Source organism: Mucilaginibacter puniceus, from assembly GCF_054783175.1.
The window spans coordinates 747987-764237 of record NZ_BAAGRB010000002.1 but is presented as its reverse complement, the minus strand read 5'-3'; the positions used below and the strand labels follow the sequence as shown (position 1 = coordinate 764237).

Genomic DNA, 16251 nt, shown 5'->3' with positions numbered 1-16251 from the left:
ATTAAATACCTTTAAACCTCAAATTAAAACCTAATGAAAGCCAAATTAACTTTGCTGCTTAGCATGTTCTTGCTACTGTCAATTACTGTTTTTTCGCAAGAGCTTACTAATAAATGGACCTCATTGTTAACCCCGGATGGAAGATATTTTGAAAAATATATTGGTATTCCGCATACCAGCCTTACCAGTTTGCCGGGTGTAGAAAAAGGTAACGGAACAGATAAAGGAACACCCCTGGGTTTAAATAATGATCCTTTACATGTGTTTACTATTGAGGTGGTTGATGGCCAGCCGGTATTGCATGTTTCGGGCGAAATATTTGGTGGTTTTAGCACCAAAAAGGAGTTTGGCAACTATCATTTAAAAGCAGAAGTTAAATGGGGCGAGAAGAAATACGAACCAAGATTAACCGCGAAAAGAGATAATGGTATATTATTTCATGGCAAAGCCCCGCATGGGCAGTTTTGGAGTGTTTGGTACCGCGCACCTGAGTTCCAGGTAGAAGAAGGTAATATGGGCGACCTGTATACATTGGCCGGAGTTGGTGCTGATGTACGCTCCAAAATGAAAGATACAACCAACAAGAGATTAGGTTGGATATATGACCCTTCGGCTCCGTTACGTGCCTATGCAACAAGCGGAACACCCGAAACCCATCTATCGCATTTAAAAGGTAATTTTGAAAAACCAATAGGCGAATGGAACACCATTGAACTTTATTGCTTTGGCGACAAAGCTGCCTATGTAGTTAATGGTAATGTGGCAATGATTTTGGAGAATATACGCACCGTATTGCCCGGAGTTCCCCCAACACCATTGACTAACGGTTATATCCAATTCCAATCAGAAGGTGCGGAATGTTATTACCGCAACATCCAAATAACTAAACTGGATAAAATGCCTGATTTAAAATAGGATATAATGATAATAAAGAACATTGACCCGTAGGGTCTACCTATTTGTAGAATATTATCTTTTACATTATTGCCCCTTTGGGGGCTACCCAAATTTGTAAAGGGTAGCCCCTAAAGGGGCACAATAAATTATTTTAACTTGGTGCTACAAATAGGTAGACCCTATGGGTCATATCATACATTGTAAATTAAAATATGTGAAAAGCTAAGTCGCCAAAAATTAATTATGCCACTCCCGGTGGTGTGATAGATATGCAAGAGTTTGCGCAAATGATCCGCAAAGCAGAGGAAGGCTCCTTTCATACCATAAAGACGGTAAAATCTGAATTAGCGAAATGGAAAGTCAAAAATTTGAAGTAGTCAGGCTTTAAATTACAATTTTACCCCTCTCAAAAACTCTTCAATCCCCATGCGTTTTTTACCTTCTAATTGTACATCAAGTACATTTATAAAGCCATCAAGCGTGGCAAACTTTAAGTAGGTTCTATTATCGGTTAAAAAGCCACCGGGTTGTATGCCGGGTTCAGTATTGACGTATTCGGCACTGTAAATTTTAAAAGTTTTTCCGTTTAAGGTGGTATAAGCTGTAGGAGTAGGGCTTAAGCCGCGTATTTGATTATATACCGCTTCGGCAGACTTGTTCCAGTTGATATTGCAATGTTGCTCTTTAAAAATTTTAGGGGCATCCCGCAACTCTATACCATCTGCCAGTTGAGCTTGCGATAGTTCGCTATATCGTCCGCTTTCAACCGCTTTAACAGTTTTAACTAATAGTCCCGCGCCTTTATTCATTAATCGGTCATGCAATTCGCCGGCAGTTTCGTGGCCGGTGAGCGTAATTTTTTCGGTGAATAAAATATCGCCGGTATCAATTTTATGTTTCAGGAAAAAAGTAGTTACGCCGCTTTCTTTTTCGCCATTAATTAAAACCCAGTTTATAGGTGCTGCTCCACGATATTGGGGTAACAAAGAAGCGTGCAGGTTAATGGTACCCTTTGGTGGCAGGCTCCAAACCGCCTCGGGCAACATACGGAATGCCACCACAACTTGCAGGTCGGGTTGTAAAGCTTTAAGTTGCTCTAAAAATTTAGGGTCCTTTAAATTGGTGGGTTGCAATACATTTAAGCCATTCTCAACAGCATATTCTTTAACTGCAGATTGGCTTACCTTTTGGCCCCTTCCTGATGGCTTATCGGGTGCGGTTATTACCCCAACAATATCGCTGCCTGCTGTAATTAAAGCATCAAGAGATGCAACAGCAAACTGCGGCGTACCCATAAATACAATTCTCATATTACCCTAACGTTTTTGTATCAAATTTAATTAAACCTAAATTGTTTGCAATCCTCATAGTTTTTGGCCGTAATTATTGATATAATAAATATTTGCGCCTGGTTTGTTTAAATTGGGTTAGTGCAGGCTCCCAGCTATTACGTATTTGCTGCTCGGTTTTACCGGCTTCAATTTGTTTTCTTAATATTTCGTTTCCTGCCAGTTTAGTAAAGTATGCATTAAAAAAATGTGGCTTATCCGGAAATGCTTTGTATAACTGTATTAGCCAGCCTAAATTAATCTTACCTGTAGAACGTATGTTTTGCGTATTATAATTTTTAAGGTTGATACCGTAGCATACCTGGTTTTTTTGTGGCGGATCTTCGCTCATACCGGCAATGCTTACCGGTTTAAAAGAATATTGATACTTGCCTTTTAAAGCAGGGTGGCCAACCACCTGAAAGGGAAACATAGTACCGCGTCCCAAACTCAATGTAGTGCCCTCAAAAAGGCATAGGCTTGGATATAATAGTATAGATTGATTGGTATTTAAATTAGGCGATGGGTTAACCGGCAATACATAAGCAGAAGCATGCGTGTAATTGGCTACTTTAATGATCTTTAGTTTGCATTGTACTTTATTTTGCAGCCATCCTTCACCGTTTATCATTTGGGCATATTCGCCAATAGTCATGCCGTGTGTAATGGGTATAGGGTGCATCCCTACAAATGATCTATAAGCAGTATCTAACACAGGCCCATCAACCGAGTAGCCATTAGGGTTTGGCCGGTCTAATATCAATAACTCTATATTATTTTCGGCGCAAGCTTCCATTACATAATGCAGGGTAGATATGTAGGTATAAAACCGTGCGCCAACATCCTGTATATCAAAAATAATCAGGTTAATCCCTTTTAAATCGTCAACAGTTGGCTTATAATGCTTGCCGTAAAGCGATATGGCAGGTAAGCCGGTTGCAGGGTCAACACTGTCGTTTACTACCGCGCCGGCGCTGGCATTACCCCTGAAACCATGTTCGGGTCCGAATATTTTTTTTACAGCAATACCACGTTTTAGCAGGCTATCAACACTCACCATACGGCTATTGCCAATTACAGAAGTTTGATTAATAACCATGCCTATATTTTTACCCTTAAGATAATTAAAATATAGTTCGGTTTGATCGGCCCCGGGAATTATTTTTTTAGCGGCAGTGTTTCCGGGGTTTGTTTGGCCCTGCGCACATCCAAACATTAAAGTGGCGGTAATAACCAATTGGAAAAAATATATCATCCTAACCATAAAATAATAATGCCAAAGCAATTTAAAAAGTAGCGTGTTTAACCGTAAAACCGCATATTTGCGAAGTTACAAAAATCATACTGCATTGAGCTTTGCCACTTTTATAGCCCGAAGGATCACCTTAAGATCCAAGCGTACGTTCTCCAAATTGATCGTGCGGATTGCTATTGTTGGTATTATGCTGGGTTTAGGTGTAATGATATTATCAATAGCCGTCGTAAAAGGGTTTAAGCGCGAAATAAAAAACAAGGCCCGCGGTTTTGATGGCGACATTAAAATAGTGAAGTACGATACTAATACCTCGTACGAAAATTCCTCATTTCTTAATGATAAGGCGTTTGTTAAAGTAGCGCAAAGCAACCCAATTATTACTCATGTAATGCCCATTGCCACCAAGCCCGGTATTATTAAAGTTAATGACGAAATTGAAGGAGTGGTTTTTAAAGGGGTTGATAAAACTTATGACTGGACATTTTTAAAAAGAAACCTGATAGCAGGAAAAGCTATAGATTTTACAGATACGGTTAAATCAAAAGCCCAGTTAATGATATCTGATATTACAGCCAAACGTTTAAAATTAAAGGTTGGGGATAAGATATTGTTATACTTTGTTCAGGAACGTTTGCGACCGAGGCCATTTAAAATAACAGGCATTTTCAATTCAGGTATCGAGGAGATTGATAAAACGTATGTTATTGGCGATTTAGCTATTATTAAAAGGCTTAATGATTGGACTGAAACAGAAATTGGCGGTTATGAAATTAAAATTTCCAACTTTGATCAATTGCCTCAGGCAATTACATTTATTAACTATACCCTACCTCAAACCTTAAGGGCCTTTACTGTAGTAGATAATTATCCCACTTTATTTGAGTGGTTGATATTATTAGATGTGAATGCCCAGGTGATGCTGGTTTTAATGGTTATAGTCGCGGTTATTAATATGATATCGGCCTTATTGATCATGATACTGGAGCGTACTACCATGATAGGGTTATTTAAAGCTATGGGTGCGGGTAACTGGAGCATACAAAAAGTATTTTTATATAACGCCGCTTATATCATAGGCTTGGGGTTAATATTGGGTAATACCCTGGGTATTGGCTTAAGTGTTTTTCAATATTACACGCACTTTTTTAAACTGGATCCGGCCTCTTATTATATGAATTTCGTGCCTATTCAATTGGAGTTGGTAGACGTAGTGCTTTTAAACATAGGCACCATGGTTATATGTTTGCTGGTGCTCATTATACCATCCATGCTGGTATCGCGTATTTCGCCGGTAAAAGCTATAAGATTTAAATAGCGGCTTTTATTTTTTTGAGGAGGATTGAAAATCAAACTTCAAATTAACACCACCTGCTCCAAAATATATTTGCTGGGCACCTAAACCTGCCAATGGGTACTTTAAAAACGGTTCAATAATTAAATGGTTTTTGCCTAATGGATAGCCTATTCCAAAAGATACATTTAGTGTCCTGGCAAAGTAGAAATCGCTAAAACTGTTTTTGGTAGTTTGCGACTCTAGCTGCTGCTGCAGGTTTGAAGCTAATGCAACACCTCCGGCATAATTACGTGTGTTAATTGTATTAAAATTATAGGTGTATGATTCATTGATAAACGTACCCGAACTTAACCCAACAACAATGTAATTGCGATTTTTTTGCGGGTTAAATTCATATTTTAAATTCAATGGTATATCTAAACCTACCAATAGGGCATTATAATCTTTAATAGTAGGTGCAGATTGTGCGTTAACAAAATTGTAGGCATTAGCTGTGCCGGCCGTATTGGTAGATACAGCACCATTATAAAGGAAATTCTGCGGAGCTGAAGCCGGCTGATTTGTATAATTTAATGAGTTTTGAGCTATAGCCACGCCCGTTGATAGTTTTACTTTTTTACTGATCTTAATATCAGATGTAAAACCTACGCCCATGTTAAGTTGATTTTCGCTTCCTTTTGCATAGTTAAGGTAGGTAGCAGCATATACGCCAAATTTAACTTTCTTTTCATTGTCGGTAACAGGTGCAACAGGTTGATTATCCGGTAACGTATAACTATTTGTTTTTGGCAGCACAGCGGGATCAACCGTTTGTTGTTTCGCTATATTTTGCCCGGGTTTATTAACTGTGCTGTCTTTAATTATGGTTTGTGTAGTATTGGTTATAGTTTGATCAGGGATTACGCTTGCCGGTAAATTAGTATTGGCGTAATTGTCTAATGCAGGTTGATCAGTATTATCTGTAGCAGATATTCGATTATTATTCGGCAGTATATATGGCTTACTTACAGGTTGTTTAGCTATTTTTTTACCCGGAGATAAATTATTAGGGTATGCAACACTATCAATTACAGCGTCAGGAATGGTTTTGTTGGCTAATTGATCGTTATTTTTCTTAAGCCTGTCAACTTTTGGTAATTGAGTAGCCATAGTTTCTTTATCGCTATTTTTATAATTTACCCATGTTCCAATACCAAATGCTACAATTATAACGGCAGCAACTGCTGCTGCGCGCCACAGCCAAACAACAGGGCGGTCTTTTTCTTTCTCCGGAAATTTTTTCCGAAGCATTAACCATCCCTCATCAGCAGTAGGCACTTCAATATTTTCAAAAGCCTTGCTGATATGTTTTTTTAAGCTATCATCAAACTGGTCATCCATGGCTTTGCTGTTGTTTGTTTATGATACTTCTTAGCTTTTCTTTTGCCCGGGTCAAGTAAACCCTTGATGAACTTGCCGACAATGAAAGCATCTGTGCAATTTCATCATGGCTATAACCATCTATTTCATACAGGTTAAATACCGTAATTTGTACAGGTGGCAATTGCTCCATAATTTTTAAAATATCCCGCACATTTAAATTTTCAACCGCTGTTGCCTGGTGGCTTATACCCGCTGCATCCTCCAGGTTGGCTTGGTGTTGATGTTTTAAATCTTTACGGCGCCGGTCAATAGCCGTGTTGATTATTACTGTTCGTAACCAGGCTTTAAACGGTTTAGCATTATTATAACTCTTAATGTTATTAAAAACCTTAATAAACGCGTCGTTAGTTACCTCTAAAGCATCATCACGGTTAAGGCTGTAGCGTAAACTAATGCCCATAGCATAGCCATAGAAAAGCTTATAAAGCATTTCCTGGTGTTTTAGGCTGCCTGTTTTGCAGTGATGAATAATTTCTTCTTCAGCAACGCCCGGGCGTGAATGCATTAAGTGTTTTTAGTAAGTGTTGTTTACCTGTACGATATAAAAAGGGATTTTGCTACACCGAAAATAATTTTATTAATAAAATTACGGGACACGTACCAAATCATAATAATAGTCAAGCGTATCGTTTGACTTAGCTAATTTCAAAAGGTCATCCTTGTAATAATATAGATAAAATCCGGCCAAATGTGTTTTTCCTGTTGTGGGTAAAGGGCCTGGAGGTACGGTAGTGTCTCCAAATTCAATATATAGCGGATCAATAGCATATCCGCCTTTGCTACCGGCATGTACAACGGATGTATCGCTTAAAACCGCGTAGCCTGCGGTGGTAGATAATGTTATAACCAAATTGGCCGTTAAAGTATCTATCTTGCTGGTTGTTTTATCTAAATGCAGGCGCCTAAAACTGCCTGAAAATTTGCCTTCCGGTATCTCAAGGGGTGCTTCTTCTTCTTTTGCACATCCTGTTGCTATAACCGATAGTATTATAAGCAATCCAAATAAATTTTTTTTCATAATATATGTTTTATGCTACTTAATACGTGTAAACAATTGTAATCGCTACAAAACAATTTAATAATTAAAGTTTTTTTGCCTCGTTCCAAAAAACATCCATTTCGACCAGTGTCATTTCCTGCAACTGCCGGCCGCTTTCACGGGCTTTATCTTCCAGGTATTGAAAACGTTTTATAAACTTGCGGTTTGTTTTCTCTAATGCATCTTCGGGGTTAATATTTATAAAACGGGCATAATTTATTAAGGAGAAAAGCAGGTCGCCAAATTCGCTTTCGGCTTTTGCATGGTCCATAGTAGTTTCATCATCCACATTAAACTCTGCTTTAAATTCCTGCATTTCTTCTTCAACCTTGGCCCATACCTGGCTTTTCTCTTCCCAGTCAAACCCTACGCCCCGTGCCTTTTCCTGTATACGCGATGCTTTTACCAACGCGGGTAATGATATAGGTACGCCACCAAGTACAGAACGGTTGCCTTCCTTCAATTTTATTTGTTCCCAATTACGCTTTACATCATTTTCGTCATTTACCTCTACATCGCTGTATATATGCGGGTGTCGGGTTATCAGTTTATCGCAAATGCCATTTAAAACATCAGTTATATTAAAATCGTTAGTTTCTGATCCTATACGGGCATAAAAAACCAGGTGCAGCATAATATCGCCCAACTCTTTTTTTATTTCAGATTTATCGCCGCTTAATATAGCATCAGATAGTTCGTAAGTCTCTTCAATAGTTAAATGGCGAAGGCTCTCCAGCGTTTGTTTTTTATCCCAGGGGCAATTCACGCGCAAATCATCCATAATAGTAAGCAGGCGTTCAAAAGCAGATGCCGGGGTTGATGCTGTTGTAGAAGGTGTTATAGCCATATTTTTTAATGTGCAAATGTGCAGATATGCAAATGTGCTGATTTTTTGATCTATATAGGTAAAATAGCCCGTAGCATTTCGCGTTTGCCAGCCGCACCGGGTATTTTTTGTACGGTTAAGCCTATTGATTTAAGCATACGCTTTAAGTTACCGGTAATGGCATAGGTTACAAATACACCCCCGGGCTTTAAAAAATTGATAGTGTGGTTTATAGCTTCTTGATTCCACATTTCGGGTTGATGAGCCACTGCAAAAGCATCAAAATAAATAACATCATACTTATGGTTGCTATTAAAATCAAGTAGCGTGCAATCCTCAACTTTTAAGGTGCAAAATGGATTAAAAGCAACCGTGTTTTTTAATGTTAGCGGATATTGTTCGGTAAAGCTTTCCCAAATAGATGATGGCACATATTGGTCATACCCGGTTTGCGCTATTATTTGCGGAGTTAAGGGATAGGCCTCAATACCTGTATAATTAAGTTTTATTTTATGGAGCGTACAAAAATCTGCACTCAATAAAAAATTAAGCCCGGTGCCAAAGCCTACTTCTAATACGCTTACTTGTTTTAAGCTATTGGTATCTAAAAAGTAATTTAACCCGGCGTTTACAAATACGTGCAAACTCTCTTGTAGCGCGCCGTGGCGTGAGTGATAATTTTCGCCTACCTGTGGGCTGTAAATGGTGTTTGAGCCGTCGGCTGTTGGTACAATCTGGAGTTCGTTATTCATTTACTGCAAATATATTGTAAATAGTAAAGCCCGGACATGCCGGGCTTTACTTGTAATTCGGTATATAAATTTACCAAATCTTAATTCTATCCTCCGGTTTCTTGTATAATTTATCGCCGGGTTTAACATTAAACGCGCTATACCAGGCATCAATGTTAGTTAACGGCGCATTACCCCTGAATTGCTCAGGCGAATGCGGGTCAGTTAATATACGCTGAGCCAACGCTTCAGGCCTTTGCTTACTGCGCCAAACCTGCGCCCATGAAAGGAAAAAGCGTTGGTCGGGAGTAAAGCCATCAATTTTGGTGTTTGATTGCCCCTGCTTGGTTTTCTTAAATGCTTCGTAAGCAATATTTACTCCACCCAAATCAGCAAGGTTTTCGCCAAGGGTTAATCTTCCGTTTACATGGATGGTATCTAAAACCGTATACGCGTTATATTGATCAACAACCTTATCTGCGCGCTGATTAAATTTATCAGCATCTTCTTTACTCCACCAGTCACGTAATGAACCGTCCGCATCATATTGGCGCCCCTGGTCATCAAATCCGTGTGTCATTTCGTGCCCAATTACCGCGGCAATACCGCCGTAATTCACAGCATCATCCGCCTTAAAATCAAAAAACGGGAATTGTAAAATCCCTGCAGGGAAAGTAATATCATTATTATTAGGGCTATAGCTGGCATTAACGGTAGGCGGGGTCATATTAAAGCGTGTCTTATCAACGGGTTTGCCAAGTTTGTGCACGTTAAAGTTATATTTCCACATCGCTACACGTTTCAAATTACCTGCATAATCATCGCGGGTAATCACTAAACCGGTATATGGTTCCCATTTGTCAGGATATCCAATTTTAACTTTAAAGGCAGCCAATTTTTTAAGTGCGCGTTGTTTGGTAGCCGCGCTCATCCAATCCAAACGTTTAATACGGCCCTCTAAAACCACTTTCATATTATTAACCAGGTTAACCATATATGCTTTGGCAGCCGGTGTAAAGTATTTTTTAACGTAAAGCTGCCCCAACAATTCGCCCATATTGGCATCAATGTATTCAGATACCCTTTCCTTGCGTGGGGTAGGGGCTTGTTGACCGCTTAATACACTATTAAAAGCAAATGTTGCATTTACAAAAGGTGAGCTTAATGCATTTGCCGAACTTTTTAAAACATTCCATTTTAAATAAATCTTCCAGTCGTCAACAATGGTACCGCCCAGTTCGTCGTCAACCGTTTTAAAAAAATCAGGTTCGTCTACCAAAATACTATCCTGTCCCGGTGCTTTCATTTTTATTAAGGTTTCTCCCCACTTAATGTGTGGTGTTATTTTGGTAAAATCGTAAACCGATAGTTTATGATAAGTTTTAACAGGGTCGCGCAATTCGGTACGGCTTAATTGTGCTTTTGCTAACGCAGTCTCTATCTTCATAATAATATTGGCATTTTTAATGCCGTCAGCTTCAGGTGTGCCGGTTAATGAAAATAAGTTTTTGATATACTGCTTGTATGCATTTTGTATTTGTAGGGTACGTGCATCATTTTTTAAATAATAATCACGGTCAGGTAGTGTTGTGCCACCTTGCGAAAAATCAGCAATGTTGCGGGTAGGGTATTTGGAATCAGGTTGAACAGAAAAGGCAAACAAAGGGTTTGCAATGCCATTTACTTTCATATAAATTATTTCGTTCACCACCTCATCTGTGTTTTTGATATTGTCAACACGTTGCAGGTAAGGTTTTATGGGGTTGTAACCCCTTTTTTCAATTGCCACGCTATCCATCGCGCTGGCATACATATCGCCAACACGTTGGGTTAAAGTACCTTTTGCTGCTTTGGCTTTGCTTGCTTCGTTTAATATAACCAATAGGCGGTCGGTACTTTCCTGCCTCAAAACATTAAAGCTACCCCAGCGGGTTGATTTTGCGGGAATAACATTGTTCTTTATCCATGTACCGTTAGCATACATAAAAAAATCATCGCCCGGCTTTACGGATAGGTCCATATTGGCAGGGTCAATAAATTTTGTGGGTGGGGCTGGTTTAACTATAATAAACGCACTGGTGGCTACGCATACGGTACCCGCCACAATTAAATGGGAGAGTTTTAATTTCATCGGACTAATAATTTCAGTTAATTACTACAAATTAACGTATTTTAATAGTTATTATTTGGTAATCACCCAACTATTATCATACTTCTATTTTTCAAGCCTAAACTTTGTTACAAAACGCTATTTTTGCAGCTTATGAGTATTACAAAAACATATTTGCCAAAAGAGGCCGAAGAGAAGTGGTACAGCTACTGGTTGCAGCATGATTTTTTTAAATCGGTACCTGATGAGCGCGAGCCCTATACCATTGTAATTCCACCGCCAAATGTTACCGGGGTGTTGCATATGGGGCATATGTTAAATAATACCATACAAGATGTTTTGATACGCCGTGCCCGTATGAAAGGCAAAAACGCCTGCTGGGTACCCGGTACCGACCATGCCAGTATTGCTACTGAAGCTAAAGTGGTTGCCATGCTTAAAGAGCGCGGTATCAGCAAAAAAGATATCACCCGCCCCGAGTTTTTGGCTTATGCCTGGGAGTGGAAAGAGAAATACGGCGGTATTATATTGGAGCAACTTAAAAAATTAGGAGCATCCTGTGATTGGGACCGTACCCGGTTTACTATGGACGAGGAACTATCCGAAGCAGTTATTGATACGTTTATCCATTTGTACAATAAAGGCCTGATATACCGCGGCGTACGCATGGTAAACTGGGACCCGCAGGGAAAAACCGCGGTGTCAGATGAAGAGGTTATCCGCAAAGAGGTTAACCAGAAGCTTTATTATATCAAATATAATGTAGTGCCTGATGAGTTGTCGATGATGAGCGAGGCCAGAGCAACTCACCATTCACATTTATCTGATCGTTACTTAACCATTGCCACAACCCGTCCGGAAACCATCATGGCGGATGCTGCTATATGTATCAACCCTAATGATGAAAGATACCTGCACTTGCATGGTAAAAAAGTATTTATCCCTCTAATTAACCGCGAGATACCGGTTATTTTGGATGAATACGTAACCATGGATTTTGGTACAGGCTGTTTAAAAGTTACTCCGGCGCATGATCTGAATGACTATGAGTTGGGCCAAAAACATAAGCTGCCGGTTATTGATATTTTAAATGACGATGGTACACTTAACGAGAAAGCTACCATTTTAGTTGGTGAGGACCGTTTTGCGGCACGTAAAAAAATAGCCGTTTTATTGGAAGAAGCCGGGGTGTTAGATAAAGTGGAAGAATACAAATCGCAGGTAGGTTTTTCTGAACGTACCAATGCGGTTATTGAGCCCAAGCTATCTATGCAATGGTTTTGCAAGATGGAAGAAATGGCCAAACCCGCGCTGGATTATGTATTGAATGGCGAAGTAAAGCTGATACCCGAAAAGTTTGTAAATACCTACCGCCACTGGATGGAGAATGTCAAGGATTGGTGCATCAGCCGCCAGTTGTGGTGGGGGCAGCAAATACCTGCCTATTATTTACCCAACGGTGAGCATATTATCGCTAAATCCAAACAGGAGGCACTTGAACAAGCAAAACAGCTAACTCATAACTCACAACTCACTATTGACGACTTAATTCAGGACGAAGACGTAGTTGATACCTGGTTCTCGTCATGGTTGTGGCCAATATCAGTTTTTGATGGTTTTAAGGACCCTGATAATGCTGATATCAACTATTATTATCCAACAAACGACCTGGTAACCGCGCCCGAGATATTATTTTTCTGGGTAGCGCGTATGATCATGGCCGGGCACGAGTTTAGGGGAGAAGCGCCGTTTAAAAATGTATATTTAACCGGGATAGTAAGGGATAAGCTGGGCCGTAAAATGTCCAAATCATTAGGTAACTCGCCCGATCCTTTAGACCTGATCGAGAAGTTTAGCGCCGATGGGGTTAGGGTGGGTATGCTGTTATGCTCGCCTGCCGGAAACGACCTGATGTTTGATGAAAGCTACTGCGAACAGGGCCGTAATTTCACTAATAAGATATGGAACGCCTTTAAGTTGGTAAGCGGTTGGGAAGTTGACGATAAACTGGAAAACCCGAATAAAATAGCTGTTGATTGGTTTGAGAGCCGCTTTAACCAGGCGTTGGTTGAGATTGAAGATAATTTTGCGCAATACCGTTTATCAGAAGCATTGATGGCCACTTATAAGCTGGTATGGGATGATTTCTGCGCATGGTACCTGGAGATGATCAAACCGGTGTATTTACAGCCTATTGATAGGGAAACATATAACCGTACTATCGGCTTTTTTGAGAACATCCTGAAGATATTACATCCATTTATACCGTTCATTACAGAAGATCTGTGGCATGATGAATTATTTGGAAAAAGACATGAGAATGATTGTTGTATTGTTGCCCAATTACCCAAAATTGGGGAAGTAAATACACAACTATTAAATGATGTAGAAATAGCAAAACAGGTTATTACACAAATTAGGAATATCAGGAATAATAAACAGATATCACCAAAGGAAACATTATCCTTATCAGTAAAAGCTAACTCTTCTATCAATTACCCTCAATATGAATTGATGATAAAAAAAATGGCCAACCTTGGTCAGTTTGGTTTGGTGGCTGATAAAGTAAATGGAGCAATTAGCTTTTTAGTGGCTACAGACGAGTTTTTTGTGCCTTTTGCAGAAAATATTGATCCGCAGGCCGAGGCTGAAAGATTGAAAAAAGAGAAAGAATATCTGCTTGGTTTCTTAAAATCTGTTAATGCTAAGTTATTAAACGAGCGTTTTATGGCCAATGCCAAACCCGAAATTATTGAGGTTGAATTAAAGAAGAAGGCTGACGCTGAGGCTAAATTAAAGATTATCCAAGATCGGTTAGACGGATTGGCAACTTAATTGCATATATAAGTGCTTGTGACCCGACATTACCCCCTCTGTCGGTCAATACTTTAGTTTATAACAGGCACATTAAATGAATGCGGATATAAGTTTTTTTAACTTTTCTGTCGACAAAATTACTTCAAAAGAAGGGTCAGAACTTGATAACGGGCGCATACGCCTGCTATATTACGGCCTGATGTTGTCTATTTACCTGCTTTGTGTATTACAAGTAAATTTCTTTTTCAGGCAAGTTCCAATGCTTGAGACTTCAAATGCTGTAATGCTGCTAAGTGCGATAGTTTTGTTTAAAGCGCTTACTTACAGGCCTAATTGGAGGGCTATAGCGCATAGCGCTTTAATAATTGGCACCCTGGTTAATTTAATGGATGTACTGGTTATTTTGCAAAGATTTAATTATGTGGCCATAGGCGCGCTAATTATTGTGGTGCTGTTTAGTTTTTATATGTTGGGGCAAAAATGGGGGGCATTTTATTCGTTACTAAATTTAATACCGGTTGTTGCCTTTGTAGCATTGAAATATAATGAGATGTATGCTATAAGCATTGTCCCCGAAAAAACCGGCCAGCTAACCTTTGTTATCAGCATGATAGCCAGTTTTGGTATTGGTATTTATATCAACACTCATTTTTATACGGTACTTGCAAAAAGCAGCCAGTTGCTAAAAGAAAATAACGAAAAGCAAAAAGCACTCAACCAAAAATATGAGGAAGCTATTGCAAAGGCCGAAAAATCATACGAGGCAAAATCCGAATTCCTGTCTACCATGTCGCATGAGATACGCACCCCATTGAACGCGGTAATAGGGATGAGTAATTTGCTCATCATGGGCGAACCAAGGCCCGATCAAAAAGAGAACCTGGAGGTATTAAAATTTTCGGCTGCTAATTTGCTTTCAATTGTAAATGACGTACTTGATTTTAGTGTTATAGAATCGGGCAAACAAGTGTTTGAAAACACCCAAATGAACATTGGCCAGCTAATGCAGAATATTTGCGGCGGGCAGGTGCTGGAGGCCAAAGAAAAAGGCTTAGGCTTTAATTTAGAAGTTGACGATATTTTACAGCAAAAGGATGTATACGGCGACCCGACACGCATTACCCAGGTTGTTTTTAACCTGATAAGTAATGCTATAAAGTTTACACATGATGGTGCCATACAGGTTAAGGTTTCTTGCGTGGAAGACCATTATAATATGCTTGCGGTAAATTTTACGGTGAAAGATACCGGTATAGGTATTGGGCAGGATAAATTGGATGTAATTTTTGAACCTTTTACGCAGGAATCTTTAAGTACTACGCGCCAATACGCAGGTACCGGTTTGGGCCTGGCTATTGTTAAACGGTTGTTAGAATCTCAGGGGGTAAAAATACAGGTAACAAGCGAGCCGGGTGTAGGGTCCGAGTTTTCATTTAATATGGATTTCCCGGTTCATACCGAGAAAAAAGTGTTAAACGGTTCACATCAAGTGGATGAGGGTAATACATTAGCAGAAACTGTTAACAATTTAAGAGCGTTGCGTGTACTCATTGCCGAAGATAACCCGGTTAATATTATGCTGATGAAAAAACTGCTTGCCAAATGGGAGATAGCGCCTACCATTGCCGAAAATGGCGAGCGTGCGGTTGACCTGATGCACAGCACTAACTTTGATATTATATTAATGGACCTGCAAATGCCATTGATGAATGGTTTTGATGCAGCTATGCAAATACGCAAAATGTCCGATCCTCAAAAATCAAACGTGCCTATTATTGCTTTAACCGCCTCAGCGCTGGCTGATATTAAAGAAAAAGTATATGCTTCAGGCATGAATGAGTATATATCAAAACCATTTAAACCAACTGAACTGCTGGAAAAGATACAACAATTTACTGCCGCACCTTGTGCTTGCTCTTCGTCTGCTGTTTCTAATACTACAACTGCTGCTTAAAGTGCCTTATAATCCGGCAGCTCCTCAATAAAATTATAGGTTTTTTTTTCAAAATCGATACGGCAATAATAATGCTGCAGACCATTGGTTACCGCCAGCAAAGCTATTTTATGTACAATATTGTACCGTGCTATCTGGTCAAAAACCTTTTGATCAATATTTACCGAGGGCGCTTTACACTCTACCAATAAGATCTTTTCACCACTCGGGTTAAATACCACAATGTCCGATCGTTTTTGCATACCGTTCAACCGGTGTCCGCCTTCTAATTTGATCAGCGTTTTAGGATAATTTTTTTGGCCGATAAGGTATTGTACAAAATGCTGACGCACCCATTCTTCAGGAGTTATAATAATGTTCTTCTTCCTTATCTCATCAAATAAGGTCAGCACGCCATTCTCGTCTGTTATTTTAAAAGGGTAGGGAGGTAAGTTAAGCGGCTGTAGCTGGTTCATAGATAAGTCAAAAGTAAAAATTCAAAATTAAAAAACCCTCTTTCCGCCAAAGGCGAAGAGAGGGTCGACCAGCGAAGCGTAGTCGGGGTGAGTCGATAGCAAACAATATTTACAAACACACAT

At 39.5% G+C, this 16251-nt stretch carries 13 protein-coding genes; 4 read left to right on the top strand and 9 right to left on the bottom strand.

From position 1 onward, the window contains the following. The first annotated feature begins 33 nt into the window (after positions 1–33). A complete protein-coding gene (locus tag ACYVJ6_RS10310) occupies positions 34–915 on the top strand; it encodes a 3-keto-disaccharide hydrolase (protein ID WP_460693978.1) in 882 nt (293 codons plus the stop codon). A gap of 371 nt (positions 916–1286) precedes the next feature. On the opposite strand, the gene fmt is transcribed toward ACYVJ6_RS10310, so the two are convergent. Next, a complete protein-coding gene (gene fmt / locus ACYVJ6_RS10305) occupies positions 1287–2207 on the bottom strand; it encodes a methionyl-tRNA formyltransferase (RefSeq protein WP_460693977.1) in 921 nt (306 codons plus the stop codon). A gap of 73 nt (positions 2208–2280) precedes the next feature. Next, positions 2281–3480 (bottom strand): exo-beta-N-acetylmuramidase NamZ family protein, encoded by a 1200-nt coding sequence (locus ACYVJ6_RS10300; protein WP_460693976.1) that lies wholly within the window; start codon positions 3478–3480, stop codon positions 2281–2283. A 94-nt stretch (positions 3481–3574) separates the two neighbouring features. Here ACYVJ6_RS10300 and ACYVJ6_RS10295 point away from each other — a divergent pair, with 94 nt between their 5' ends. Then, positions 3575–4795, top strand: coding sequence for an ABC transporter permease (locus ACYVJ6_RS10295; protein ID WP_460693975.1), 1221 nt, complete (start codon positions 3575–3577; stop codon positions 4793–4795). Between the two features lie 6 nt (positions 4796–4801). Here the strand turns inward: ACYVJ6_RS10295 and ACYVJ6_RS10290 are convergent, their stop codons facing one another. The 6 genes from ACYVJ6_RS10290 to ACYVJ6_RS10265 all read right to left on the bottom strand — a co-directional run bounded on the left by ACYVJ6_RS10290 (position 4802) and on the right by ACYVJ6_RS10265 (position 10923). Further along, positions 4802–6154 (bottom strand): hypothetical protein, encoded by a 1353-nt coding sequence (locus ACYVJ6_RS10290; RefSeq protein WP_460693974.1) that lies wholly within the window; start codon positions 6152–6154, stop codon positions 4802–4804. Then, entirely contained in the window at positions 6147–6701 is a 555-nt protein-coding gene (locus ACYVJ6_RS10285) for an RNA polymerase sigma factor (RefSeq protein WP_460693973.1), read from the bottom strand. Before ACYVJ6_RS10285 ends, ACYVJ6_RS10290 begins: the two co-directional genes overlap by 8 nt. Positions 6702–6782: 81 nt before the next feature. Next, the gene (locus ACYVJ6_RS10280; protein ID WP_460693972.1) at positions 6783–7214 is read right to left on the bottom strand and encodes a hypothetical protein; all 432 of its coding nucleotides are present in this window, start codon (positions 7212–7214) and stop codon (positions 6783–6785) included. 64 nt (positions 7215–7278) lie between these two features. Next, positions 7279–8082 (bottom strand): nucleoside triphosphate pyrophosphohydrolase, encoded by an 804-nt coding sequence (mazG, locus tag ACYVJ6_RS10275; protein ID WP_460693971.1) that lies wholly within the window; start codon positions 8080–8082, stop codon positions 7279–7281. Positions 8083–8132: 50 nt separating this feature from the next. Beyond that, positions 8133–8813: a tRNA (5-methylaminomethyl-2-thiouridine)(34)-methyltransferase MnmC2 gene (gene mnmC2, locus ACYVJ6_RS10270; RefSeq protein ID WP_460693970.1), complete on the bottom strand. Its 681-nt coding sequence runs from the start codon at positions 8811–8813 to the stop codon at positions 8133–8135. 70 nt (positions 8814–8883) lie between these two features. Further along, positions 8884–10923 carry a M13 family metallopeptidase gene (locus tag ACYVJ6_RS10265; RefSeq protein WP_460693969.1) on the bottom strand — a complete coding sequence of 680 codons (2040 nt, stop codon included), beginning with the start codon at positions 10921–10923 and terminating at the stop codon, positions 8884–8886. Between the two features lie 132 nt (positions 10924–11055). Between ACYVJ6_RS10265 and ACYVJ6_RS10260 the strand changes: the two genes are divergently transcribed. Together ACYVJ6_RS10260 and ACYVJ6_RS10255 are read left to right on the top strand one after the other, a co-directional pair. After that, entirely contained in the window at positions 11056–13737 is a 2682-nt protein-coding gene (locus tag ACYVJ6_RS10260) for a valine--tRNA ligase (protein WP_460693968.1), read from the top strand. Between the two features lie 76 nt (positions 13738–13813). Next, positions 13814–15673, top strand: coding sequence for an ATP-binding protein (locus ACYVJ6_RS10255; protein ID WP_460693967.1), 1860 nt, complete (start codon positions 13814–13816; stop codon positions 15671–15673). On the opposite strand, the gene ACYVJ6_RS10250 is transcribed toward ACYVJ6_RS10255, so the two are convergent. After that, a complete protein-coding gene (locus ACYVJ6_RS10250; RefSeq protein WP_460693966.1) occupies positions 15670–16128 on the bottom strand; it encodes a type I restriction enzyme HsdR N-terminal domain-containing protein in 459 nt (152 codons plus the stop codon). The genes ACYVJ6_RS10255 and ACYVJ6_RS10250 overlap by 4 nt on opposite strands. Between the last annotated feature and the right edge of the window lie 123 nt (positions 16129–16251).

Coding starts and splice junctions, on each gene's coding strand:
- ACYVJ6_RS10280 (WP_460693972.1), bottom strand. CDS start 7,214: ATGAAAAAAAATTTATTTGGATTGCTTATAATACTATCGGTTATAGCA.
- ACYVJ6_RS10260 (WP_460693968.1), top strand. CDS start 11,056: ATGAGTATTACAAAAACATATTTGCCAAAAGAGGCCGAAGAGAAGTGG.
- ACYVJ6_RS10290 (WP_460693974.1), bottom strand. CDS start 6,154: ATGGATGACCAGTTTGATGATAGCTTAAAAAAACATATCAGCAAGGCT.
- mnmC2 (WP_460693970.1), bottom strand. CDS start 8,813: ATGAATAACGAACTCCAGATTGTACCAACAGCCGACGGCTCAAACACC.
- ACYVJ6_RS10285 (WP_460693973.1), bottom strand. CDS start 6,701: ATGCATTCACGCCCGGGCGTTGCTGAAGAAGAAATTATTCATCACTGC.
- fmt (WP_460693977.1), bottom strand. CDS start 2,207: ATGAGAATTGTATTTATGGGTACGCCGCAGTTTGCTGTTGCATCTCTT.
- ACYVJ6_RS10310 (WP_460693978.1), top strand. CDS start 34: ATGAAAGCCAAATTAACTTTGCTGCTTAGCATGTTCTTGCTACTGTCA.
- ACYVJ6_RS10265 (WP_460693969.1), bottom strand. CDS start 10,923: ATGAAATTAAAACTCTCCCATTTAATTGTGGCGGGTACCGTATGCGTA.
- ACYVJ6_RS10300 (WP_460693976.1), bottom strand. CDS start 3,480: ATGATATATTTTTTCCAATTGGTTATTACCGCCACTTTAATGTTTGGA.
- mazG (WP_460693971.1), bottom strand. CDS start 8,082: ATGGCTATAACACCTTCTACAACAGCATCAACCCCGGCATCTGCTTTT.
- ACYVJ6_RS10250 (WP_460693966.1), bottom strand. CDS start 16,128: ATGAACCAGCTACAGCCGCTTAACTTACCTCCCTACCCTTTTAAAATA.
- ACYVJ6_RS10255 (WP_460693967.1), top strand. CDS start 13,814: ATGAATGCGGATATAAGTTTTTTTAACTTTTCTGTCGACAAAATTACT.